This window comes from Gardnerella sp. CCPDSM, assembly GCF_056754715.1.
The window spans coordinates 293,425-318,516 of sequence record NZ_JBQEQO010000001.1; the positions used below are offsets into that span (position 1 = coordinate 293,425).

A 25,092-nucleotide genomic window follows, 5' to 3' on the forward strand; every position below is an offset into this window, starting at 1 on the left:
AGCAAAAATGAGCGAGATTGAATCTAGCAAGATTGGATCTAGCGAGATTGAATCTGAAGAAATCGCAAAAAATACTTCAGAAAGCAGCAAGTCGCGCGGAAAAGTCTTTCTTGCCGCAACTCCAATTGGCAATATGGGAGACGCTTCCGCGAGACTAATAAATCTCCTCGAAACTGCGGATATTGTGGCAGCTGAAGATACGCGCAGGCTTTACGATTTAGCGAATCGATTAGGCGTGCATGTTTCTGGGCGAGTGATTGCTTATCACGACCACAATGAGCGCAATAAAGCCGACGGTTTGCTCGACGAAGTAGAGCAAGGCGCGAAAGTTCTTGTAGTTTCTGACGCTGGCATGCCAACTATTAACGATCCGGGTTTGGCAATTGTTAGAAGGGCTATTGAGCGTGAGCTTCCTGTTACTTGCGCTCCAGGCCCTAGCGCTGTTCTGGACGCGCTCGCACTTTCCGGCCTTCCAACTGACCGCTTCTGCTACGAAGGCTTTTTGCCGCGAAAATCTGGCGAGCGTCAGCAGCATTTACGCTCTCTTAAAGCAGAGCGCAGAACTATTGTATTCTACGAAGCTCCGCATCGAATTGCAGAAGCTATGGAAGACGTGCTAGCTGTGCTAGGCCCTAGCCGACCAATGGCATTATGCAGAGAGCTTACTAAAGATTTTGAGGAAATTCGTCGCGGAACTGTGCAAAGTATTCGCGATAGTGTGCTGGAAGATCCTCCTCGCGGCGAAATAGTGTTGGTTATTGGCGGCGCAAGTGATGACGAAATAAAAGCAGAAAGCACAGATTTAAGTGTAGAAGCGCTCGCAAAACTATCGCTTGATTGCGCACAAAATGAAGGCTTGCGTATTAAAGAAGCAATTACGAAAATCGTAAAAGAGCATCCTTTTTTGGACGGCTCGTTTGCAAATCGTAAGCAAGTTTACGCGGCCTGTCTTGAGCAAAAAAGCGAGCTTGAGTAGAGAAGAAATCGCGACTAAATCGTGACTAAATCGTGACTAAATCGTGACTAAAACTCGACTAGCTTACGCTGTCATACCCGTCAAAAAGCACTTCAAAACTGTGCCGAACATCTGGCCCGCCTTGTTGCGAAATATATTCTAAAAGCCTAGCGTCGGCAGCCGGATTCGCAATAACCCATTTGCGAAATTCCGGTATATTTCGCGCAATATACCACAATATTTCGTTACTTGTTGAAGCGTCGCTTGCCACAAGTGGCGTTATTATTATTGGCGGCTTAGGGGGAGCGTTGAGTTGCTCATTATTCGAATACGCATTATTCGAATACGCATTATTTGAATATTTTATTCCCATAAATTGCTCGTTTCCTTGGTAATATCCTCAAGCCATTTTCGCGCGTGAACGGATCCCGGAAAATAAGGATTCCTGTCAATAATGCTTTTGCACTTACGCAAGTCAACGCAATAATTGCATATAAGCAATATTGCAATTTCTTTTCTGTACGGCTCATAATTTTTGTTATCGCTTGGCGTATATGCCAAATCGCATATTGTGCGCTCGGGAGTTGTTACGCGCGTCTTTCCCAAAATCACGTAGTCTTCATCGCTTAATTGCCTGCGGAAGGATCTAATCGAATGCCCGTGAGGTTTTTTGCGGCAATGCCCGTAATTAATAATGTCAATATTTTCCGGAAACTTTCCACCAAGCCACACCCAAGCTGCAGTAAATAAGCAGGCGGTGCTTTCTTTTGGTATTAAATCGCTTACAATATCGCTTCTACCTTTTGCGGAAGTGCTTGTTTTTTGCGAGTATCCGGCTTGAGGTGAAAGGTGATTAAATATTCCAGATTGCGAAAGTCTGTTCATGCACATTGGGCCAGGCAAATAATCTATGTTTAAAAGTGCTGGGAAGTCGTCATTTTCTTCGAAAGCTTCGCAGGAATCGTAGTTTTTATTTGTGTTTTTATTTATATTTTTATTTGTGTTTTTATTTGTGTTTTCCATTTCTTCCCCCAATCTATAGCGTTTTTATTTCGTATAGTTGAGATTATGCGGAGCGCAAATAATATTCCAGCCGAGCTTAAAAAATTGTGGATATGTGCATTATTTTCGCAAGTTACTTTATTTCGCAAGTTACTAGCGTTCCGCAAGTTACTTTATTTCGTAAGTTACTAGCGTTCCGCAATTTATTAGCAATTTATTAGAGATTTACTAGCAATTTATTCGAAATTTATTCGAAATTTATCCGCAATTTACCAGCACTGTCCGCGCTGAACAAGATAATATTGGGCTATGAGTCATATTTTGGTGAATGTTGCTTGGCCGTATGCTAACGGCCCTCGTCATATTGGTCACGTTGCAGGCTTCGGGGTGCCTTCCGACGTGTATGCGCGTTACGAGCGCATGAAAGGAAATGAAGTTTTAATGGTGTCGGGCACGGACGAGCACGGCACGCCGATTTTGGTAGAAGCAGATAAAGAAGGCGTTTCTGCGCAGGAGCTTGCGAACCGCTACAATCGCGTTATTACCAAGGATTTGTGCGATTTAGGTTTAAGCTACGATTTGTTCACGCGCACAACTACCGCAAACCACGAACACGTTGTGCAGGAAATGTTCCGCCAGTGCTTAAAGAACGGTTATATTTACAAAGGCACGCAAAAAGTTGCTATTTCTCCTTCTACCGGCCGCACTTTGCCGGATCGTTATATTGAAGGCACGTGTCCATTGTGTGGTGCGGACGGCGCTCGCGGCGATCAGTGCGATGCTTGCGGTAATGAGCTTGACCCGGATGAGCTTATTAACCCAGTTTCTAAGATTAATGGCGAAACTCCGCGCTTTGAAGAAACTGAGCATTATTTCCTCGATTTGCCAGCTTTAGCTGAAGCGAATGTTAATTGGCTTCATTCTCGAGACGGCTGGCGCACGAATGTTATTAACTTCTCGCTTGGATTATTTAATGAAGTAAAGCCTCGTGCTATTACGCGCGATATTGATTGGGGCATTCCTGTTCCTGTTGAAGGTTGGATTGACAATCCGAATAAGCGTTTGTACGTGTGGTTTGATGCCGTAATTGGCTACTTGTCTGCCTCCATTGAGTGGGCTCGCAGGCAAGGAAAGCCGGATGCTTGGCGCGACTGGTGGTGTGATCCTAAAGCTCCTGGCTACTACTTCATGGGCAAAGATAACATCACATTCCATTCTCAAATTTGGCCTTCGGAAATGCTTGCTTATAACGGAGCTGGCTCTAAAGGCGGCGAGGCTGGCGTTTACGGTCCGCTTAATATGCCTGAGCAGGTTGTAGCTTCCGAGTTTATGACTATGGAAGGCAAGAAGTTTAGTTCTTCTCGCGGAATTGTGATTTACGTGAAGGATATTTTGGCTCGTTACCCAGTGGATGCAGTGCGTTACTACATTTCTATTGCGGGTCCAGAAAATTCCGATGCTGATTTTACTTGGGCTGAGTTTGCGCGTCATAATAACGAAGAGCTTGCCGCAAGTTGGGGCAATCTTGTAAACCGCGTGGCAAATCTTATTAATAAAAACTTTGGTGTGATTCCTCCGCTTGATGAAGATTCTATGACGGATATGGATCGCGCGTTGCTTGATCAAACTTCTAACGCTTTTGAAATTGTTGGAGGAATGATTGAGCGTCACCGCCAAAAGAATGCTCTTTCGGAAGCGATGCGCGTTGTGGCGGATATTAATAAATATATTTCTGCAACTGAGCCGTGGAAGATTAAGGATGACGAGGTTCGACTTGGCACGGTTTTGCATGTTGCAGCTCAAGCTGTTTCGGATGCTAACCACCTGCTTGCGCCATTCTTGCCTCATTCTGCGCAAAAGGTTTGGGAAGCTCTTGGCGGAACTGGCGTGTTCTCGCCGCTGCCTCATATTGAGGAAGTTGAGGATTTGGATAATCCAGACTTTAAGTACCCGATTATTACTGGTGATTATCGTTTGGGTGAGACCGTGCATCCTTGGGAGAGCGAGGAATTGGTTGCTGGTACGCCTGTGCCGAAGCCAACGCCTATTTTTGCTAAGATTCCGAAGGAAGCGGTAGATGAAGAGCTTGAGCGTTTTGCTTCTGCGTTGGCTGAGCGTCAGCGTGCCGAAGCAGAAAGACTTGCTGCCGCGAAAAAATCTCTGGAAAATAGCGGCAATTAGCTTGAAATTTTTAAGAAGAATAGCGTAAAATAGCATAAAATAACTATTAATTGTCTATAAGGAAAAATATTTAAAAAAAAATTAAAGAATTTTTTTAAAAAACACTTTTCTTTGGACGAAAGTTTAGTTATACTAACATATGTTAATGGTTCGCCATTAGCGAGGTTCGTTCGCGAACCCCATAATTGAAACCTTCTTCTCTCTTTCTCTCTGCCCCGGCGGGATTTTTCTCGCCGGGCTTCTTTTTTATCATTTGCTTTACTTTCGTTTTTTGTTTTATCCTTCGTTTTATTCTTCTTTTTATTCTTCGCAAGTATTCGCAAAGCTTCAGCACTGTTACTAACTCAGTCTCGTATCTGAGAAAGTAACGGTAATCACTCAAACACCGTTACTAACTCAGTTAAAGAACTGAGAAAGTAACGGTAATCACTCAAACACCGTTACTAACTCAGTCAACGAACTGAGAAAATAACGGTAATCACCCAAACACCGTTACTAACTCAGTTAAAGAACTGAGAAAATAACAGTCATGAGACCCTCGCGCAGTAAGCCAACTGCACGAATGTCCGATAATCACCAACCAAAGACCGTAACGCAGTAAGCCATCTGCGCGAATGTCCCATAAAACCGTTAAAACAAAAGCGCAGACTGCAAAAAAGCAATCTGCGCTTGCATACTTACGCAACGCTCAAGTTTAGCGATTACGCAATACTCAAGTTTAGCGGCAGCGCTTAGTAAGCGGCTCCCACGGCTCAAGCATTACTGGCTCTTGACTTGCAACGGCTAGAGTTGCTTCGTCAAGATACTTCTTATTGATGATTATTTCCGTAACGTAGCGGTCGAACCATTCTGCAGAACCGACGTAATAGCCGTCTTCGCCTGCGTCTTTGCCCCAGCTGTTCTCAATCTTCCAGCGATCCGGGTTGCCGTCTTTATCCAAGTTCACACCCGTAAACGTCATAGCGTGATTTCCAGGAATATCCATGTATTCCAAGCCCTTCGCCTTGTCAAATGTGAATTCAACGTCGAAGAGCTGATCCACGCGCACTACTGCAGGATCGAAGAATCCGCTGTCGCGCAAGGAGAATTGCGTGCAATCGCATGCGAACCAGATTGGGTGACCGTCGTTAAGCTGTGCGACGGCTGCCTTCTTGAATACGTCGAGAGGAACGTTTACGAATTCCATTCCCTTCGTTTCAGCCACGTTTGTGCTGTACTTGATTTGGTAGAGCTTGTTGAAAGGAGTTCGTTCCATTGGGCAGTTGCATATTGTTACGAAGTCGTTTACGTCAACAGGCACGTATTTCTTGGCGAATTCGAGTGGGGTGATGCCGTATTCGCGAATCATTGGACGTTCGTCTTTGCCAGTTTTTGGCTTTTCGTCTTTCTTGTCTTCCTTCTTTTCGTCGCTATCGTCCTTCTTTTCTTCGGCTTTTTCGCCGTCCTTGCTGCCGTCCTTCTTTTCGTCCTTCTTATCGTTGTCATCATCTTTAGTGCGCGCGAAGAAGTCGAACTTTGCTGGCGGCTCGCCCAAAGCAATAGTCGTCATTCGATACACGGTTTCCAAATCGCGAACTTTCATCTCGCGCAATTCTTCCAAAGAAGCACCGTTCTTATGAGCCTCGCGCAACTCGCACGCGAATTCGCGCAACTTTGTATTGATGTACTGCACGAAGGAATCGGAATCGACTGCGTTTTGCGAATCTGGGTAAGCGCTCTTTGGCACAAGACCGTACTTGTTCACCAAGTTGACGAACATCTGCCACCAACCGCCGTCGTCAATCGGCCCGTCGTTAATAATCTCAAAAATTCGGCTATCAACTGGCTCATCCAAAGTTGAAAGCACGTTTTCCAAATAAGCGTTTGCTTTTTCAATCTTGTCCCAGAAGAACAGGTAGCTTTCGGAAAACTCAAAGTCGTCTAAATTCCACTTATGCATTAATTCGTAGCGCAAAGTGTTAAGCGATGCGAACATCCAGCAGCGTCCGGAGCGCTTTTGGTTAGTAATGCTTCCTTGATTTAGTTCTACGGAGAATTCGCGTGGAAGTGCGCGCTTTCCTTGATAGCTTGTGGCAGCTTTAAGCACGCCGTTGTTCACTGCTGCGTTTGCAGCTAAGAGATTTGCGCGCTGTGCGTTGAAGTGCTCGGAATATGTTTTTACGTGTTCAAGGGTGACGGCTTTTACGTTTTCGGCCATGAGTTTCCTTAATCTCCTTTAGAGTTGAAAATACGAATAACAGTTATTGTAGTATGCTCAATGTCTCATGAGTGTTTCTTATTTTGCGCCTATTTCCGGCATTTATAAGAATAACATTAAATATTTTTATAAAACTATACTTTTTTCGTTAAATATTTTGTTTTTATAACTAAATTTTGAATTTATTATATTTAATAATTTTGCGTATTTTATGCTATAAAAATAAATTTTTTATTAAATAATATTTTAATTTTATAAAAGCGAAATTTCGCGAAATCCTTGCTATTCTGCGCTTTTATTATATGAATATAATGTAATTGCTACATATTTAATTATGCAATATAGTGCTTATTTTTCTAAAAATTATGTTACAAAAATATTTTCTGTTTAAGCCTTTGTACATAGCTTGGCTAAAAATATACTAATTATGTGTCCCGAATTGACAAGGGTCAGTTTAAACGCGCCTTTTTTAAAGTGCGTTGGGATGAACCGGTGATGCTGTAAATCTTACGATTTACGACTGCCCAATGGAGGTAAGCAATGGCTAGGCGTAGAAAAGAGTCACAATGATACGATACATCGTTAAACGATGCCTTAATTATGTGGTGATGTTGTTTGTCGCCGTATCCATGACATATTTTTTGGCTAGCGCATTTATGGATCCGCGTTCGAACTATATGTCTCGACATCCTCATCCACCTATTGCATCAATCAACCGTTCCTTGGATTTGGCAAATGTTAACGATCAGACTCCGGTCTTCACTCGTTATTGCCGTTGGCTTTACAACATTTTCACTCAATGGAATTGGGGATTGAGCCCGGATCAGGCTCCAGTTGGCCCTGCAATCACAACTCGTATTGGTGCTTCTGTGCAGTTGGTTACTGGCGCTACAATTCTTGGCATTGTTCTCGGTGTTAGCGTTGGTGTTTACACCGCTATTCGTCAGTACAAGTGGCAAGATCGCGTTCTTAATTCCACTGCAACCTTCCTGCTTGTTGTTCCTGCAGCTGTTTTGGGTTTGATGGTTGTTCTTGCCGCAATTAACATCAACCGCGCTGCTGGCGTTCGACTTTTCTACGTTACCGGTTTGCATTCGTACCAGGGTTCCGACCCGTTTATGTATGTGCTTGACTTCTTGCAGCATTTGATTTTGCCGACGATTGTTATGACAATTCCTGGCATGGTTGGGTATCATTTGACGCAGCGCACGTACCTTCTCGATACTATGAATGCTGATTACGTTCGTACAGCTCGCGCTAAGGGCTTGCCTTTGAATTTGGCTATTCGCCGCCACGCTTTGCGCACTTCTTTGATTCCAACAGCTGTTGACGTTGCGTTCTCTATTGCAGGCGTTTTCACTGGTGCAGTTATTACGGAAACAGTTTTTGCTATTAATGGCTTGGGTAGCTACTTTGTTCAAACCATTATGCAGAACGATATTAACGGTTCTGTTGCTATTGCAGCGTTTGGTGCTGTGTGTACTTTGGTTGGCGCTTTGCTGGCAGATATCTTCTCTGCTTGGCTCGATCCACGTATTCGTTTGAACTAGCAGAACAGTGTAGGTGAATTTGATATGAATAAAAAAGATGTATCTTCAGAGCCTCTTGAGTCTGCTGCAGATAAAAAAGCTACTGCTGGTGCATGGGGCAACTTTAAGCGCACTGGTAAGATGACGCTTTATACGCGTCGATTCTTCCGTCGTCCGTCTGCAGTTGTGGGCTTGGTTATGCTCGTAATTTTGATTCTTTTCGCATTGTTTGGTGCGAAGATTTCAAAGTGGAGCTACGACGAACCAGACTTCGCTTCTCTTGCAACTCCTCCTTCTGCAGAGCATTGGCTTGGCACTACGCCAGGCGGTTCAGACATGTACGCAATGGTTGTGCGCGGACTTGGCCGTTCACTTTCCATTGGTATTGTTAGCTCTATTACCATTACAGTTATTGCTGCTTTGGTTGGTACTGCTATTTCTTACTTCGAAGGATGGTTCGAGCAGGTTGGTATGTGGCTTTTGGACATGCTTCTTATTGTTCCTTCCTTCTTGCTTATTGCTTTGATTATTAGCGCTTCTAGCGGCGGCAGCGATTGGCTGTGGTTGGCATTTGGCTTAACAGCTTTTGGTTGGATTGGTTACGCTCGTACGCTTCGTACTTTGACTTTGAGCTTGCGTGAGCGCGAGTATGTTCGTGCAGCTAAGTTCGAGGGCGTTTCTTCATTCCGCATTATTGTGCGCCACTTGGTTCCAAACTTGGGTTCTGTGTTGATTATTAACACGGTTCTTGGTGTTATTGGTGCTATTAACGGCGAAACTGCTTTGAGCTTCTTGGGTCTTGGTATTAAGGCTCCGGATACTTCTCTTGGTACTTTGCTTAATGCTGGACAAAGCGTTGTGCAGACTTCTCCGTGGGTGCTTTTGGTGCCGTCTGCAGTGCTTGTTTTGCTAACCTTCTCCGTGCAGCTTATTGGTGACGGTTTGCGTGATGCCATTGATCCATATTCTAGGTCTGTTGGTAAGGCCGACTAACGAGCGTTTGGAGTGATAAACATGACTGATATTGCAAATAACGCTATTAAGGAAGAAACCACGATGGAAGATCAAAACAACGAACCGTTGCTTTCAGTACGCGACTTGCAAGTTAGCTTCGCTTCTGAAGCTGGTACTGTGCATGCTGTGCGCGGAATGAATTTTGATTTGTACCGCGGAAAGACTATTGGTATCGTTGGCGAATCTGGTTCCGGTAAGTCGGTTACGTCCTTGGCTGTTATGGGCTTGCTGGATAAAAACGCTAGCGTTAAAGGCTCTGTAAAGTATAAAGGCGAGGAGCTTCTTACTAAAACTGATCTTGAGATGAGTAAGATTCGTGGCAAGAATATTGCCATGGTTTTCCAGGATCCTCTTTCGGCTTTAACTCCAGTTTTCTCTATTGGCGATCAGCTTAAGGAAGCTTTGGTTATTCATAACCCGGGCATGAGCGAAGAGCAGATTCGCGAGCGTTCTATTGAATTGCTTGATTTGGTTGGTATTACTAAGCCGGCTGAGCGTTTGAAGGCTTTCCCTCACGAGTTTTCTGGTGGTATGCGCCAGCGCGTGATGATTGCTATGGCAATTGCTAACGATCCGGATATTATTATTGCAGACGAGCCTACTACCGCTTTGGATGTTACTATTCAGGCTCAGGTTTTGGAAGTTTTGAAGAAAGCTCAGCGCGAAACCGGCGCTGCAATGATTTTCATTACTCACGATTTGGGCGTTATTGCTGGCGTTGCAGACGAAGTTATTGTTATGTACGCGGGCCATTTGGTTGAGCATAATAGCGTTGAGGAGATTTTTGCTCACCCAACTCAGCCGTACACTATTGGTTTGTTGGGCGCTGTTCCTCGCGTTGATCAAAAGCGCACTCGTCGTTTGACTCCAATTTCTAAGCCGACTATGGATATGCTTATGGCTGAAGAAAAGAGCGGCGACGACAGCACAATGATGGGTATTGAAGCGGAAAGCGAAACTGTTCGCTCGCTGCTTCATGCGGAAACCGAAAAGTCAATTAAGCCAATGTTTGAAGGCATTCCTCGTGAGCAACGAAAAGTTGTTTTGGATGTTAAGAACTTGGTTAAAACATTCCCAATTACTAGCGGCGGCTTCTTGCGCCGTAAGATTGGAGAAGTTCGCGCGGTTGATGGTGTGAGCATTGAGGTTCGCGAAGGCGAAACTGTGGCTTTGGTTGGTGAGTCCGGTTCTGGTAAGTCCACGACTTTGATGGAGATTATGGGCTTGAAGAAGCCTGAGTCCGGTTCTATTACCGTTTTTGGTACTGAATTAAACGATAAGTTGACTCGTGAGAAGCGTCGCGAGCTTCGTTCTAAGATTCAGTACGTGTTCCAGGATCCAATGAGCTCGCTTGATCCTCGTATGCTTGTTTACGATATTTTGGCTGAGCCTTTGCTTGTGCAGAAGAAGTCGAAGGAAGAAATTCGCCAGCGTATTGCTGAGCTTATGCAATTGGTTGAGTTGAATCCTGATCAGGTTGATCGCTTCCCAACGCAGTTCTCCGGTGGCCAGCGTCAGCGTATTGCTATTGCTCGCGCTTTGGCTGTGAATCCTAAGCTTTTGCTTCTTGACGAGCCTGTGTCTGCTTTGGATGTTTCTATTCAGGCTGGAATTATTAACTTGCTTGAAGATTTGCAGGATAAGCTTGGCGTTGCTTACTTGTTCGTTGCACATAACATGGCTGTGGTTCGTCATATTTCTAGCCGAATTGCTGTTATGTATCATGGCCGAATTGTGGAAGCTGGCGAAACGGATGAGGTATTTGATAATCCAAAGCACCCTTACACTCAGGCTTTGATTAGCGCTGTGCCAATTCCAGATCCTAAAATTGAGAAGAATCGTAAGCGTATTATTCTTAATGAAGAAGATACGTTTGATGATGTGAAGTAACGCAGCTTGCTTGCTACTTTGCATAAGTTTGCACAATCGCGCATGTTTATTACAACATGCGCGATTTTTATTACGTAACATAAAATTAAAAAACGTAAGATATTTCGTTTTTCATCTAAAATAAACTAAAAAATTTTCTGTTTTGTTGTTTATGGAGAATAAATTATTCTTTTTTATCGAATTTTATCAAACATATGATGAAAAAAATCAGTTTTTTAAAAAAACGATTTGTCGAATGTCATAGAGTTGTATATACTCATACAACATACCGGAAGACGGACATCATCCGGGGAATGAGAGGAATCATGAAAAATACAAAAGCAGGTAAACTGACTGTATTTGCCGCAGCTGCACTTTCTGTTGCAATGCTGCTCGGCGCTTGCGGTGGTGCTACTAACAACAATGCTGGTAAAGCAGGTATGACTGAAGAGCCAGCTGCTGGCATTGACACTTCTTACACTGGCGAACTTCCAATGCCAGATGTTAACAAGCGTTACGATAACCCACAGTCACGCGACAACGTTAAGGATGGCGGCACTTACACTGTTGCTCTTCCTGTTCTCGGCCCAAACTGGAATTACGCTTCTAACGACGGTAACTCTGGTTACATGGCTACTTTGTGGGGCTTCTACCAGCCAAATCTTATGGCTTATGACACCGTTAAGGGTGAAAAGATCAAGTACAACCCTGACTACATTACTTCCGTCAAGAAGGTTAGCGACAAGCCACTCGTCGTTCAGTACAACTTGAACCCAAAGGCTAAGTGGAACGATGGTACAGACATCGATTACACCGCTTTTAAGGCCACTTGGCAGGCTTTGAACGGCAAGAACAAGGATTACTCCGTCCCAAGTACTGAAGGCTATGACTGCATCAAGAGTGTTGAACAAGGTTCCACTCCAAAGCAGGTTATAGTGACTTATGAGAAGCCATGCGCAACATGGGAAATGCTTTTCGCTCCACTGGTTCATCCAAAGGCCGGTGACGTTAAGACCTTCAACCAGGGTTGGGTAAACAATCCTCACAACGAGTGGGGTGCAGGTCCATTCCAGATTGAATCCGCAAACGAAAACCAGGTTGTCTTCACTCGCAATCCAAAGTGGTGGGGTAAGAAGGCAAAGCTCGATAAGGTTGTTGTAAAGCGTATGGAAGATACTGCAGCTTTGAACGCCTTCCAGAATGGTGAAATCGATGCTGTAACCGATACCATTTCTTCTAAGGACGCAATCAAGTCTGTTCGTAGCGTTAAGGGCGCTCAGCTCCGTTACGGCTACAGCACCAAGGTTCGCGTGCTTAACTTCAACGCTAAGTCCAAGCCACTTAACGAACTCGCAGTTCGTAAGGCTGTTGTTCAGGCATTCGACGTTGCTACCTACAACAAGATTCAGTTCCAGGGCATGAACTGGAAGAGCGAGCAGCCAGGTTCTGAGCTTCTCTCCATGTTCCAGGCTGGTTACAAGAACAATCTTCCTGCTGATGGCAAGTACAACACCGAAAACGCCAAGAAGACTCTTGAAGCTGCTGGCTACAAGATGGGCAAGGATGGCTACTACGCAAAGAATGGCAAGACCCTTGAGATTTCCTTCACCTTCTTCGGTGACGATTCTACTCAGGCAGCTCTTGCAAACGCATTCCAGGCAATGATGAAGAAGGCTGGAATTAAGTGCAAGACTGTGAACCAGGCTGTTGCTAAGTTCTCCAAGGTTGTAGCTGCTCACGATTATCAGGTGCTTCCATTGGCATGGCAGTCCCAATCCCCATTGAGCTTCTTGTCTGCAGCAAGCCAGGTTTACAAGTCCGATAGCGATTCCAACCTCGGTCTCGTTGGCAACAAGAAGATTGATGCCATGCTCGATAAGGTTGGCAAGACCTACGACTACAAGGAACAGACTGCTTACGCCAACAAGGCAGAGGCTGCAGCTCTCGCACTTTACGGCACTCTTCCAGTTTCCGCTCCTCCTATTTATCAGGTGTTCAAGAAGGGCTTTGCTAACAACGGCCCTGCAGGTTATGCAACTACCTACCCAGAGGATATGGGCTGGCAGAAGTAAGTGAATCTGTAGCGCTTATGCGCGAAAGTTTACGAAGCTAACTGCTTATAATTTATAGCAAGTGGCGCGTGGTCTTTTGACTGCGCGCCACTTTTTGTATCTTATAACCCTTTTTTGTTCGCTCTTATATATATAAGGTGCATGCTTTTCCGTGGGTGCGCGTGTTTGTGGACTTGGGTTGGGTGTAAGTACACATTTGCGCGCATAGTTCCTCGGTTTTGCGCGACGACCTGCTTGAGCGCAGCACAGCGCGCGCGAAAGCAACTCGGAGCGGAAACTCGCTTAGGTTGGAAGTCCAGTGGACTTCCAACGCGAGTTTCGTAGCGAGCGCTTATAGTGCGAGCGTTGTCTCGTGTTTGGAGAGTGCGGCACAACGGTGTGTCGCGCGGGGAGGGGGAGTGAAAGGCTTATTTTGCAAGGGTTTTGGGGTGAGTTGGGAAGTATGCGCGCGTTTCCTGAGAATTCTCTGAGAAAAATCTTTAAAATTCTTGAAATTGGTATTTTTTACGGCAAGCGCGCGCTGATTTAGTATAATTTACGTTTATTTATGCAATTTCTGTAATATTTCCCAAAAAATCTTCGGTTTTTACTTTAATTACCCGCGTGTTGGGGCTTGACTTTTGCGAACGGGGGGGGGGTATGTTGATAACAGCTATCGGCCAGAGCTATATGACCGATAGATGCTTGGAAGGTTTTGAACCTACGAGCACTTGATTTTTCCTTCGCGCAAAGCGTGTGAAGGAGAAGAAGAAAGGATAATATTATGTTGAATAAGAAGGCTATCGCCGCATTCGCTGCTGGCGCCACCTTGCTTTCCGGCATGGCACTTGCTGCTCCAGCATTCGTGTCTGCTCCAGCTTTCGCTGAGACTCAAGAGAATATTAACGATACTATCTCTGATCTTACGAATAAGCTTAATGATGCTCAGGGTAAGCTTGACAAGGCTAAGGAAACTGCTGCTGCTGCCAAGAAGACTGAGGGCGAGAAGGCTACTGCTAGGGATGCTGCTTACGATGCTCAGTCTAATGCCGCAGCTAAGACTGCTGTTGAAGCTAATGGTACTTTTAAGGGTGGCTACAAGTTTGATACCGCTGACACTACAAAGGTTGTTAAATCCGACGGTCAAGAAGATGATGCTTCTAAGGCTGCTACCACCTATCTTAAGAGCACTGCTTTCACTGATTGGAAGAAGGCTGCTGATGATAAGACTAAGGCTGATGGTGAAGAATCTAAGGCTCAGACTGATTTTGATCAGGCTCAGTCTGCGTTGAACGCTGCTCAGAATAGGCTTCATGGTTATACCCATGATCTTGATGCAGCTAAGTCGAAGGTTGAGGATGCTCAGAAGGCTTTGGATGAGGCTTTTGGTAAGTATCTTGCTGCTCATAAGAAGGCTACTGCTGCTGATAATGCTGCTGATAAGGCTGCTCGTGCTCTTACCGATTACGTGAATTCTGTTCCTGAGGATAAGCGTGAGGGTCGTGCTTATAGGGCTCAGGTTAAGAAGTTAGGTGCTGCTAAGAAGAAGGCTCAGGAAGCTGCCACCAAGGCTGATGCTCTTGAAGATGAAACTGAGGCCGCTTTCAATGGTCGTAGCAGTGCTGGATACAAGGCTGATAATGCTGTTAAAAAGTATGTTGATGCTGTAGCTGCTTATAAGATTGCTTACAAGGCTGCTGACGGCAAGAGCGTTGATTTGTCTAAGTATGCTGATCCTGAAGATCTTGCGTATGATTCGGATAAGTATGATGTTGCTTATGCTTCTGCAGGCAACGGTGGCAACACTGGCACTGGTGAAGAAGGCAAGGGCGGCGAAGGCCAGGGTGGCTCTGGTGAAGGCGGTAGCACCGTTAAGGTTGATTACAAGGCCGTTGTTGAGTTTGCAGTTAAGTATGCTAAGGATGCTAAGTCCGACGCTAAGACTGTGAAGGCTGTGAAGGCTGCTTTGGCTAAGGTTAAGGCTGCTAAGGATAAGGCTGCTAAGAAGGCTGCTCTTGACGAGTTGAAGAAGCTTGTTGAGCCATTGATGAAGAAGGCTCCAGCTAAGGATACTGGTAAGGCTTTGGAGTCCATCTTCGGCTCTGATGTTCTTTACACTAAGTACAAGGGCTTGGCTGTTGATTTGATCAAGCTTGGCGTCACCAACATTGGCGCTTACGATGGTCTTCTTAACCAGCTTGAGTTTGGTTTGAGCCGTTTCGGCTGGGATAACGTTGTTAAGAACTTCCCAGAGCACGGTCCTCACAACAACTGCGATTTCTTGGCTTGGTTGCGTCGTCACTTGACCAAGGCTGTGAAGCATTACGGTCACGTTGAGGCTGCTGTTAAGGATATTCAGGCAGAGCTTAACGAGGATATGAAGGATGCTCAGGCTCGTCATGATTGGGATGCTGTTAAGGTAATCGATCAGAAGATTGCTTTGGCTAACGGTTTGCGTGAGGTTGCTCATCACAACCTTACCCGTGCTAAGGCTTTGTTGAACTCTGCTGATGATCACGCTCGTGATTTGAGCTGCGATACTGCTGCTAAGGAAGTTCGCGCTGCTATGGATAAGGAGCCAAACTCCCCATTCAAGAAGAGCGGTCAGAAGAACAATGGCCAGAAGCCAAACGGCCAGAATGGTCAGAAGCCAAATGGTGGCGCTGCAGGTCACACGCTCGGTAAGACCGGTGCAACTGTAGCTTTGGTTGCTGTTGCTGCTTCCGTGCTTGCTGGTATGGGTGCTGCTCTTCGCAAGATCCGTCACTAAGCTTAAAGCAAAAGCTAATGAAAAATAAATAATGCACATTAGTGCATTGCGGTGAGCGTACCTTTTGGTGCGCTCACCATCTTTAGTCTTTCACTCAGCACATAGCTTGAGATTAAATCTTAAGCTGTGATTTTCATCGCTGGTTTTATGCAAGTTTTTACTGTTTTGCCAATTTCCTTTTTTCGCAGTAAAAATAAGCGTTTAATTTTGCGAATCGTTTGCTGAGTGTGGTAACGGTGCTGTTTTTGCTAGGGACAGTAATGGCACTGGGATTTCAAGGGCTTGGAAAAAGAATTGCTACTAGGGGCATTCTTCTCCAAGCCCTTTATTATTTTCGAATGTAAATAGCAGTTGGCGCAAACAGTGTAGAATAAAAAAATATAAAACATAGAGTTAGCACAAAGGAGCAGCCGGCGCATGTACGTCAACCCAAATCAACGCAAAGACGCGAGCAACGTGCGCTGGGTATTGCAATACTGCAAGCCAGACATGTGGAGAGTAGGCGTATCGCTTGCACTTTTTACAATTAACGACACAATGGCAATGACAATGCCACTGCTTTCGGGCTTTATTGTGGACAAAATCATTATTGGCAAACAGCATAATCTACTTATAAGCGTATGCGTTTTAATGGTTGCAATGATGATTATTCGCGTAGGCTCAAGATATATTTACCAGCTTCAAATGGAAAGATTCGGCCAAAACGCCGTGTATCGCCTTGTAAGCGACGAGTACGAAAAGCTGCACTCTTTGGACTTCACGTACTTTAATCACACGCGCACAGGCGATATTATGAGCCGAATGACGTCGGATACGGATGCGATTCGCCATATTCTAAGCTGGGTTTCGTATATGGCGTTAGATTGCGTAGTAATGTTCGTGCTTGCGCTAGTAATAATGTTTTCAATCCAATGGCAGCTTGCTTTAGCGCTTATGTCAATAACGCCATTCTTGTTCCTGCTTGCAAGAGTTATGGGCAAAAAAGCTAGGCCAAAATTCCTTGCAATTCGCGAATCCTTCGCACGCATGAACTCAATGGTAGAAGAAAATATTGAAGGAAACCGCGTAGTAAAAGCCTTCGTGCGTGAGCCTTACGAAACCAAAAAATTCGACGAATGCAACGAAGACTACTTTAAACGAAATATTACGCTTGCAAAAAACACGCAAAAATACATGCCGTGGCTAGACGGCATGGGCTTTGTGCTAGAGCTTATAACAGTGGGCTTCGGCGGATGGCTCGTGCTAAACGGCAGTATGACATTAGGCACATTCGTTACTTTTAACAGCTTCCTTTGGATGCTTCATATGCCGGTTAGAATGGTGGGCTGGCTTATTAACGACTGGCAGCGTTTTAACGCAGGATGCGTTAATATTCGAAAGCTTCTTACGCAAGAATCGCATATTAATCTTCCAAAAGAAGCGGACGCAAGCGCAAAAATTAGAGGCGAAATCACTTTTGAGCATGTTGATTTTGCGTTCCCGGACGATCAAGACTCGCCAATCTTAAAAAATATTGATTTACGCGTTCCTGCAGGAAGCAAACTGGGCATTCTTGGCGAAACGGGAGCCGGAAAATCAACTCTTGTAAGTCTTATCGCAAGATTCTACGACCCAACGCGTGGCCGCGTTTTAATCGACGGAAAAGACGTGCGCGAATGGCCGCTAGAAACTTTAAGAAACGAAGTTAGCATAGTAGCGCAGGAAACTTTCCTATTTTCGGACACGATTGCAGGAAATATTGGCTTTGGTTTGCTTCAAAACAGAGAAAATTGCAAAGAAAATTGCAAAGAATTAGACGATACTATTCGCAGAATGGCAAGAATCGCAGCAGCTGACGATTTTATTATGAGCATGCCAGAAGGCTACGAAACAGTAGTAGGAGAGCGCGGAGTCGGACTTTCCGGAGGGCAAAAGCAAAGGCTTAGCTTAGCGCGCGCTTTAGCAAATAACCCAGCAATCTTAATTATGGACGACACAACTTCGGCTGTAGATATGGAAACAGAAGAACATATTCAGCAGGAGCTAAAGAAACTCGAAGGCACGCGCACCGTAATCACTATTGCGCACAGAATCTCATCCGTAAAAGATGCAGACATGATTGTTGTGCTAGATCACGGCAAAATCGTCGAACGCGGAACGCACGCAGAACTTGTGGCTGCCCACGGAAGATACTGGGAGATTTACAGAAAGCAGCTTGGCTTGCAAAGCGGCAAATCTGCAGGATTCGAAACGAAGGGGGAGTAGGCATGGCGCAACGAAACACTTATCGCGAAGACGAAGAACAAGAAGAGCATGTGAACGTGCATGAGCTTATGCGCGTTAAAAAATACATGAAACCGTACGCAACTAAACTCCTACTCGTAATTCTGGTAGTTATAAGCGGCAGCATAATTATGACGGCAATGCCAATGATCACAAAAATGCTAATCGACGTAGTATTGCCGCATAAAAACTACACGTACCTGTACGCAATTATTGCGGTTTTTATGGTGCTTATTGTGCTGTACGAGCTGGGATTAGCGTACAGAACGCTTGCAATTACGCGAATTGGGCAGATGATAATTAGAGATATGCGACGCGATATTTTTACGCATGTGCAGTCGTTATCTTTTGATTATTTTGATTCGCGCCCGCACGGAAAGATTCTGATTCGCATAGTAAACTACATCAACACGCTTTCGGATACGCTTTCTTCGGGATTTATTAACGTATTTTCCGACGTTTTTGTGCTGATTATTACGCTAATAACAATGTTCGTTATAGATTGGCGAATGGCGTTGTGGAGCCTGGCACTATTTCCAATATTCATAATTTGGACGCGCACTTTGCAAATTTTGCAACGAAAAGCGTCTAAAAAACTATCGAATAAGCAAAGTAACTTAAACGCGTACTTGCACGAATCAATCGCAGGCGTAAAAACAACGCAAACTTTTGCGCGAGAAGCTACAGCATACGCTACTTTCCAAGAGCAACAAGCAGAAGTAAGAACTGCTTGGATGCGAAACGTTAGAGTGCAAATGTTACTTTGGCCGGGAGCTTCAATTATTGAAACCGCAGCAATAGCGCTTTTGTATTACGTTGGAGTGTCGAATTTAGGCGGAATGAACGTGAGTACGGGAACGCTTATAGCATTCGTATGGTATTCGACTACTTTTTGGGATCCGGTAGTAAATATTGGAAACTTTTACACGCAGCTCGTAACATGCTCAGTTTATTTGGAGCGAATTTTTGAAACTTTGAGAATTAAGCCGAATATTGTAGATGATCCGGATGCTAAAGAATTGCCGCAAATTCGTGGAAAAGTTGACGTGAACGACGTTGTGTTCCGTTACGAAGAAGGCGGAAGGCCGATTTTGAACCTGGTTGATTTGCACGTTTCGCCTGGGCAAACAGTTGCTTTAGTGGGGCCGACGGGAGCCGGAAAAACGACGCTAGTAAACCTTCTATCCAGATTCTACGATGTTTCAGAAGGTTCGATTACTATAGACGGCCACGACGTGCGCTCAGTAACTTTAAACTCACTTCGCAAACAAATGGGCGTAATGCTGCAAGATAGCTTTATTTTCAGCGGAACTGTGCGCGAAAACATTCGTTACGGAAAACTCGACGCAACTGACGAAGAAATTGAGGCTGCAGCTCGAACTGTTCACGCGCACGAATTTATTAGCGAAATGGACAAAGGCTACGACACTGAAATTGAAGAGCGAGGGTCCACGCTTTCGGCGGGTCAAAGGCAGCTTATATCGTTTGCGCGCGTGCTTTTGGCGGATCCTAGAATTTTAATTCTCGACGAAGCAACCAGCAATATTGACACGCGTACGGAAGAAGCGCTGCAAGCTGGATTAGCGCAACTGCTTAAAAATCGCACGTCTTTCGTAATTGCGCATAGGCTGTCAACTATTGAAAAAGCCGACTTGATTTGCGTAATCGACCACGGGCAAATAATAGAGCGCGGCACGCATGCGGAGCTTATGGCGGCGAAAGGAGCTTACTATCGTCTTGTGGAATCGCAGTATGCGGCGATTCGGCAGTCGGTTGCGTAAGTTTGATTGCATAAGTGGTTGCGTAAGTTTGATTGTATCTGCTACGCAAATAGCGACTACACTAGTGAGTATGAGTAAACATCATCGCGAACACAATTGGGCGCCGGCTTTAAACGCAGAATCTGCAATATGGGAAAATCTTCTAAAAGAAGGCGTAACAATTGCAGACGATCACACGCATATGCTAAGCGTTGTGGACTTTGCGCATAATCTAAACCAAGAATTAGCCGAAAAAGGGCGCGACTTAATAGCCGAACCAAGTGCAGACGACTTAGTTACGCAAGCAAAATCTGCAGGAGTTGCACACATGCTAGAAGTCGGTTGCGAATACCCAGACTGGCAGGCGACGATTGAATTCGCTCAATCACACCAAGATTCAGTTCGCGCAGCAATCGCAATACACCCAAACGAAGCAGTTTTGCACGGGCATAGAGGAGCTGAAGGCCCCGACGGATTGCCAATAGTTTACAAACCGTACCACGATATTCCATTCGACGAAGCAATGCAACACTTGCGCTCGCTAGTAATTGAGCATCCAAAAGAAGTAGTTGCAATAGGCGAAACAGGTTTGGATTATTTTCGTACGGGAGAGTCTGCGAGACTTGCCCAACGCAACGCTTTTAGAGACCATATTGCGCTCGCAAAAGAATTAAACTTGCCTTTGCAAATACACGACCGCGACGCTCACGAAGACGTAGTAAAAGTCTTACTTAAAGACGGAGCGCCTGAACGAACAGTGTTTCATAGCTACGCAGGCGGCGAAGATTTAGCCCAAATACTAAAAGAACACGGCTGGTACGCAAGTTTTTCCGGAACCGTAAGTTACAAAGGCAACGAAGAATTGCGAAAATCTGCCGAAATTATTGGCGAAAATCACATAACCGTCGAAACGGACGCGCCATACTTAACGCCAATGCCGTATAGAGGGCGGCCAAACGCGCCTTATATGGTGCCTTACACGCTAGAAACACTTGCGCAAGTATTAAATATATCTTTAGAACATGCGGCGCGAATTACGCGCGAAAATACGCGAAAAATATACGGTTTTTAGAATTTTTATAACATGATTTTTAGAAGTTTTTTAGCTGTTTTTTAGCGGTTTTTTAGCATGATTTAAGTACGATTTAGTGCGCTTTTTGCACTATATAGCTATTATTGTATACAATATCCAAGTACGGAAATAAAACTGTGAAGGCGTGAGGTTTATGCGACTTCTTGTTGGCACCAAGAAGAAACCTTACCTATGGAGGAACAATTAAGCATGACTAAGTCACGCACGTCTGTACCAGTGACTGATGGTACAAAGGATCCTCGCAGCGGCGCGAAAGATTCCGATAAAAGCTCTAAGGCAACTAAAAGCCCGAAGAATGCTATATTGCGAGCCGCGTCTTTTACCAAGGCTCCAAAAGTATCGCAAAAAACAACAACTCGAGAAGAGCGAAAAGTAATCGCTCAGCAGCAAGCTCAGGAAGTAAAAGAAGCCGAAAAGCTTGTGGCAAGTGCTGTGCGCGGACCTTTAGGGCGATGGTGGGCGAAGATTCAAACCAGCTCCGACCGCTTTACTTTAGGCATGGCGATTGTGGCTTTAGGCGTCGTTTACGGCGACATTGGTACGTCGCCTTTGTACACCGCGCAAACATTCTTGGCTGGACAAGGCGGATTGCAAAATATTAATCGCGAAACCATATTCGGCATGCTTTCGCTACTATTCTGGTCAATTACGCTTATAACAACCGTAAAATACGTGTTCGTTGCAATGCGAACCGACAACAAAGGCGAAGGCGGAATTTTTGCACTTTACTCGCTTTTGCGCAAAAAAGGCGCGTGGCTTGCAATACCTGCAATGATTGGCGGCGCCGCGTTTTTGGCAGATTCTGTGCTAACTCCTGCAGTTTCCATTTCTTCCGCAGTTGAAGGTTTGCGCACTATTGCAGCGTTTAAACCAATATTCTTAGAAAATGAGAATTTGTCGATGATGATTACGATTGTTATCATCGTCATACTGTTCTCCGTGCAGCAGCGCGGAACCGAGCGAATAGGTAAAGTATTCGGCATTGTTGTGATGCTTTGGTTCGCTTTTCTTGCGCTAGTTGGAATTATGAACATTGGCCAAGAATGGACGATTTTTGAAGCGCTGAACCCAATTTACGGCGTGAAATTCCTATTCAGCACGCATAATGTGCAAGGCTTGGCCGTTATGGGCGTAATCTTCCTTTCCACAACCGGTGCTGAAGCGCTTTACTCCGACATGGGTCACGTTGGGCGAGGAAACGTGTACGCAACGTGGCCATTTATTAAAATCGCGCTTCTACTAAACTACTTCGGCCAAGGCGCGTGGATGCTGCAAAATCAAGGCGACAAATCATTGTGGTCGATAGAAGGATTAAATCCGTTCTTCCAAATGCTCGAACCAAACGTGCGCTACGTGGCAGTTATTCTTTCGGTAACTGCCGGCATTATTGCGTCCCAAGCTTTGATTACTGGCGCTTACACAATGGTTTCCGAAGCAACAAGTCTTAACTGGATGCCGCATTTGCAAGTGCGATATCCTGCGCGCACTCGCGGACAGCTTTATATTCCAGTAGTAAACGTAGTGCTATGCGTCGCAACAATTACGGTACTGGCAGTATTCCGCGATTCCGAACATATTTCGGGCGCGTACGGCTTAGCTTTGACGCTTACTATGCTCGCAACAACAATTCTGCTTACCGTACACATGTGGTACCAAAAGAAGCGTTTTGGAGCGTTAATATTTGCCGTAGTATTCCTCATGATTGAGCTGATGTTCTTCGTGGCATCGATGGCAAAATTCATGCACGGCGGCTGGTTTACAATGCTTCTTGGAGCTTCGATTTTGACGATTATGGTTACGTGGAAAGACGGCACCAAGATTGAGCGCTCGCAACGTTTGCACATGAAGCCTAAAGACTTCCTGCCGGTGCTGGATAAATTGCATGGCGATTTTAGAATCCCGTATTTTGCCGACAATATTGTGTACTTGACGTCGGATCGCGAAATGAAGCGTCTTGATACTGGTATTTTCTTCTCTATTTTTGCGGATCATCCTAAGCGCGCTAGAGCGTGGTGGGCTGTGTCTGTAGAAACTGACGACGCTCCGTTTACGCGCGAATATTGCGTAGAAAACTTTGGAACGGACTACCTATTCCGAGTAAAAATCAAGCTTGGTTTTAAAGTTTCGCCATCAATACCGGCATATTTGCACCAGATTATGCACGATTTGTCGCATACGGGCGAGCTTCCTCAGCAAAAATCTGTGTATCCAAAAGTTGATGCGGATCCGGACATTGGTCCAATTCGTTACGTGCTTTTGCATAAAGCTTTAATGCCTGAATCTAATATTTCTATGCGTGGCGCGTTGTCGCTAAAAATGAAGTACGCGATTCGACATATTGCTGGAACTCCTGTTAAGTGGTTCGGCTTGGCACCTTACAATCCGGTTGTTGAAGTGCAGCCGCTGTTTGTTTCCACGCGTAGGCCTCCGCGTTTGAGGCGCGAGGATTATTCGCAGCGAGCAGTGCAATCTTTGCAGGGTGCTTCTGCTGTGGAATCTGCTGTAGAAAATGTGGCAGGTAGCGGGGCGGCTGGTGATGCTGGTGCTGTTGGTGTGGCAGGCATAGTAAACAATGCGCGACCAACTGATGCTGAACAGACTGCAGTTATGAATGCGCGCGATATTGCTGCTGCGAAAGTGCTTTTTGCGGATGAAAAACTTGCGAATACTGGGAAAATTAGCCCAGTTTCGCTTCCGCTAAAAGAGGCGGTTAAGGCGGAAGGTAAATCTTCTGAAGGTAAATCTGCGGAAGGTAAGGCTTCTGAAGGTAAGGCTGCGGAAGGTAAGGCTGCGGAAGGTAAGGCTGCGGAAAGCAAGTCTGCCGAAAGTAAGTCTGCCGAAAGTAAATCTTCCGAAAGAAAATAAGAAAGAATCGTAAAAATGGCTGAAGGTGCAGAAAAAATATTTAAGCGCGATGCGAAACTTGCCAATCTGCCGACTTTTAGTCAAGCAGAAGAATTGCACCGCGATACTGCACCTTCTAAGCCTGCTTACGATCTTATTCACGGCCATTGCGTAGTAATTGCGACTATCTCTTGGCAAATCGCGCACCATTGCAATATGTTGCTTGGTGCTGAAAACAGTGTTTGCGAAATGAATGGCGCTTTGGCAGAGCGCGCTGAATTGGCGCAATCGTGCATGAAAGAGCTTATTGGTGACGCGTATGACGCGTTGCCTGCTGTGAAGGGCGGAGAGGCGCCTGAGCGGTATGTTGACGAATACGCTGCGCTTGTTGGAGGGCTTTTGCACGATATTGGCACGTATTTTGTGCTAAAAGACGACGGCAGCGAAAAATCTGAAAACAAACTTAAATTCGACGGACCAAATTATATTTTGCACGGAATTCGCGGATACGAGTATTTGTTGCGAAAAGGATTTGGTGAGGACGCGGCGCAATTTGCGCGAAACCATACTGGCGTGGGTTTGCTGCGATCGCAGGTTATTGCGCAAAATTTGCCTTTGCCGGCTGAAGATTATATTCCGCAAACTATTGAGCAAGAAATTGTTATGGTTGCGGATAAATACAATAGTAAGTCGATTCCGCCTCGTTTTTTGACTGTGGATGCTTATCGTCGCAAGGCTCGGCGATTTGGGGGAAAGAATGCGACGCGTTGGATGCAGCTGGTTCGCAAGTATGGTGAGCCGGATATTTCTGCTTTGGCGGAAACTTTTAATATGCGCGTTGATGCGTGAGATTTGTTGCTGCTGGATGCGTTGTTGGATGCGTTGTTGGAGGGTTATAGCCCCAAAAGTGTGTAAAGCTAAGCTGATGAATATTCTGCGGGTATAAGCCGCAGCCTCAACACCGTTAAAAACTCAGTTAACGAACTGAGAAAATAACGGTAATAGCCTCAACACTGTTACTAACTCAGTTAACGAACTGAGAAAATAACGGTGATAGCCTCAACACTGTTACTAACTCAGTTAACGAACTGAGAAAATAACGGTGATAGCCTCAACACTGTTACTAACTCAGTCAACGAACTGAGAAAATAACGGTAATAGCCTCAACACTGTTAAAAACTCAGTTAACGAACTGAGCTAGTAACACTCAAGCATTCGTGCAACCCTTGCTTCGATGCTCCAGCAACTAAAGAAATAACCCACATTCGATACGCTACAAGCCCTACTGTTGTAAGGGTTATGAGCTTATTTTTACACAGTTTTGTCCGGGTGGCGAATGTGCAGAAAACAGATTCGATTACCGCAAAACGCTTGTATTGCAAGACTTAAGACATGATTTCTTACACACTTTTGGGGCTATAACCCTTGTTGGATGCGTTGTTGGATTTTTTGTTTCTGGTTTTGTGTTGGTTTTTGGGGTGTTTTTTCGCTGTTTTCGACACGCCGGTGTTTTGGCTTGTTTTCAATGGTTTTGGGGTGTTTGTGTGGGGGTGATTTGCGTTTTA

Annotated in this window: 15 protein-coding genes; 12 read left to right on the forward strand and 3 right to left on the reverse strand. The window is 45.1% G+C overall.

The window, feature by feature from the left end:
- The first annotated feature begins 7 nt into the window (after window positions 1-7).
- Complete coding sequence (gene rsmI, locus ACTJLE_RS01225) at window positions 8-976, forward strand: 16S rRNA (cytidine(1402)-2'-O)-methyltransferase (RefSeq protein ID WP_481267072.1); 969 nt, start codon at window positions 8-10, stop codon at window positions 974-976.
- Window positions 977-1,034: 58 nt separating this feature from the next.
- On the opposite strand, the gene ACTJLE_RS01230 is transcribed toward rsmI, so the two are convergent.
- Complete coding sequence (locus ACTJLE_RS01230; RefSeq protein WP_481267073.1) at window positions 1,035-1,328, reverse strand: variant leucine-rich repeat-containing protein; 294 nt, start codon at window positions 1,326-1,328, stop codon at window positions 1,035-1,037.
- Window positions 1,319-1,978: a hypothetical protein gene (locus tag ACTJLE_RS01235; protein WP_481267074.1), complete on the reverse strand. Its 660-nt coding sequence runs from the start codon at window positions 1,976-1,978 to the stop codon at window positions 1,319-1,321. The genes ACTJLE_RS01230 and ACTJLE_RS01235 overlap by 10 nt, the downstream gene beginning before the upstream one ends.
- Window positions 1,979-2,266: 288 nt before the next feature.
- Between ACTJLE_RS01235 and metG the strand changes: the two genes are divergently transcribed.
- Window positions 2,267-4,138 (forward strand): methionine--tRNA ligase, encoded by a 1,872-nt coding sequence (metG, locus tag ACTJLE_RS01240; RefSeq protein ID WP_481267075.1) that lies wholly within the window; start codon window positions 2,267-2,269, stop codon window positions 4,136-4,138.
- Between the two features lie 718 nt (window positions 4,139-4,856).
- On the opposite strand, the gene ACTJLE_RS01245 is transcribed toward metG, so the two are convergent.
- Window positions 4,857-6,335: a C1 family peptidase gene (locus ACTJLE_RS01245; RefSeq protein ID WP_481267076.1), complete on the reverse strand. Its 1,479-nt coding sequence runs from the start codon at window positions 6,333-6,335 to the stop codon at window positions 4,857-4,859.
- 566 nt (window positions 6,336-6,901) lie between these two features.
- Between ACTJLE_RS01245 and ACTJLE_RS01250 the strand changes: the two genes are divergently transcribed.
- The 10 genes from ACTJLE_RS01250 to ACTJLE_RS01295 all read left to right on the forward strand — a co-directional run bounded on the left by ACTJLE_RS01250 (window position 6,902) and on the right by ACTJLE_RS01295 (window position 24,376).
- Window positions 6,902-7,885, forward strand: coding sequence for an ABC transporter permease (locus tag ACTJLE_RS01250; RefSeq protein WP_481267077.1), 984 nt, complete (start codon window positions 6,902-6,904; stop codon window positions 7,883-7,885).
- 24 nt (window positions 7,886-7,909) lie between these two features.
- Complete coding sequence (locus tag ACTJLE_RS01255) at window positions 7,910-8,857, forward strand: ABC transporter permease (RefSeq protein WP_481267078.1); 948 nt, start codon at window positions 7,910-7,912, stop codon at window positions 8,855-8,857.
- 21 nt (window positions 8,858-8,878) lie between these two features.
- Window positions 8,879-10,768 (forward strand): ABC transporter ATP-binding protein, encoded by a 1,890-nt coding sequence (locus ACTJLE_RS01260; protein WP_481267079.1) that lies wholly within the window; start codon window positions 8,879-8,881, stop codon window positions 10,766-10,768.
- Between the two features lie 305 nt (window positions 10,769-11,073).
- Complete coding sequence (locus tag ACTJLE_RS01265; protein ID WP_481267080.1) at window positions 11,074-12,819, forward strand: ABC transporter family substrate-binding protein; 1,746 nt, start codon at window positions 11,074-11,076, stop codon at window positions 12,817-12,819.
- Window positions 12,820-13,582: 763 nt separating this feature from the next.
- Window positions 13,583-15,568 (forward strand): hypothetical protein, encoded by a 1,986-nt coding sequence (locus ACTJLE_RS01270; protein WP_481267081.1) that lies wholly within the window; start codon window positions 13,583-13,585, stop codon window positions 15,566-15,568.
- A 417-nt stretch (window positions 15,569-15,985) separates the two neighbouring features.
- Window positions 15,986-17,812: an ABC transporter ATP-binding protein gene (locus ACTJLE_RS01275; protein WP_481267082.1), complete on the forward strand. Its 1,827-nt coding sequence runs from the start codon at window positions 15,986-15,988 to the stop codon at window positions 17,810-17,812.
- Window positions 17,813-17,814: 2 nt separating this feature from the next.
- Window positions 17,815-19,611 (forward strand): ABC transporter ATP-binding protein, encoded by a 1,797-nt coding sequence (locus ACTJLE_RS01280; protein ID WP_481267083.1) that lies wholly within the window; start codon window positions 17,815-17,817, stop codon window positions 19,609-19,611.
- A 70-nt stretch (window positions 19,612-19,681) separates the two neighbouring features.
- Window positions 19,682-20,662, forward strand: a complete 981-nt coding sequence (locus tag ACTJLE_RS01285) for a TatD family hydrolase (RefSeq protein ID WP_481267084.1) — start codon at window positions 19,682-19,684, stop codon at window positions 20,660-20,662.
- 210 nt (window positions 20,663-20,872) lie between these two features.
- A complete protein-coding gene (locus ACTJLE_RS01290; RefSeq protein WP_481267085.1) occupies window positions 20,873-23,548 on the forward strand; it encodes a KUP/HAK/KT family potassium transporter in 2,676 nt (891 codons plus the stop codon).
- 15 nt (window positions 23,549-23,563) lie between these two features.
- On the forward strand, window positions 23,564-24,376 hold the full coding sequence (locus tag ACTJLE_RS01295; RefSeq protein ID WP_481267086.1) for an HD domain-containing protein: 813 nt from the start codon (window positions 23,564-23,566) through the stop codon (window positions 24,374-24,376).
- The last annotated feature ends 716 nt before the right edge of the window (window positions 24,377-25,092 follow it).

Bases quoted from the DNA above. Each gene is read 5' to 3' on its own strand.
- rsmI (WP_481267072.1), top strand. From the start codon at position 8: ATGAGCGAGATTGAATCTAGCAAGATTGGATCTAGCGAGATTGAATCT.
- ACTJLE_RS01230 (WP_481267073.1), bottom strand. From the start codon at position 1,328: ATGGGAATAAAATATTCAAATAATGCGTATTCGAATAATGCGTATTCG.
- ACTJLE_RS01235 (WP_481267074.1), bottom strand. From the start codon at position 1,978: ATGGAAAACACAAATAAAAACACAAATAAAAATATAAATAAAAACACA.
- metG (WP_481267075.1), top strand. From the start codon at position 2,267: ATGAGTCATATTTTGGTGAATGTTGCTTGGCCGTATGCTAACGGCCCT.
- ACTJLE_RS01245 (WP_481267076.1), bottom strand. From the start codon at position 6,335: ATGGCCGAAAACGTAAAAGCCGTCACCCTTGAACACGTAAAAACATAT.
- ACTJLE_RS01250 (WP_481267077.1), top strand. From the start codon at position 6,902: ATGATACGATACATCGTTAAACGATGCCTTAATTATGTGGTGATGTTG.
- ACTJLE_RS01255 (WP_481267078.1), top strand. From the start codon at position 7,910: ATGAATAAAAAAGATGTATCTTCAGAGCCTCTTGAGTCTGCTGCAGAT.
- ACTJLE_RS01260 (WP_481267079.1), top strand. From the start codon at position 8,879: ATGACTGATATTGCAAATAACGCTATTAAGGAAGAAACCACGATGGAA.
- ACTJLE_RS01265 (WP_481267080.1), top strand. From the start codon at position 11,074: ATGAAAAATACAAAAGCAGGTAAACTGACTGTATTTGCCGCAGCTGCA.
- ACTJLE_RS01270 (WP_481267081.1), top strand. From the start codon at position 13,583: ATGTTGAATAAGAAGGCTATCGCCGCATTCGCTGCTGGCGCCACCTTG.
- ACTJLE_RS01275 (WP_481267082.1), top strand. From the start codon at position 15,986: ATGTACGTCAACCCAAATCAACGCAAAGACGCGAGCAACGTGCGCTGG.
- ACTJLE_RS01280 (WP_481267083.1), top strand. From the start codon at position 17,815: ATGGCGCAACGAAACACTTATCGCGAAGACGAAGAACAAGAAGAGCAT.
- ACTJLE_RS01285 (WP_481267084.1), top strand. From the start codon at position 19,682: ATGAGTAAACATCATCGCGAACACAATTGGGCGCCGGCTTTAAACGCA.
- ACTJLE_RS01290 (WP_481267085.1), top strand. From the start codon at position 20,873: ATGACTAAGTCACGCACGTCTGTACCAGTGACTGATGGTACAAAGGAT.
- ACTJLE_RS01295 (WP_481267086.1), top strand. From the start codon at position 23,564: ATGGCTGAAGGTGCAGAAAAAATATTTAAGCGCGATGCGAAACTTGCC.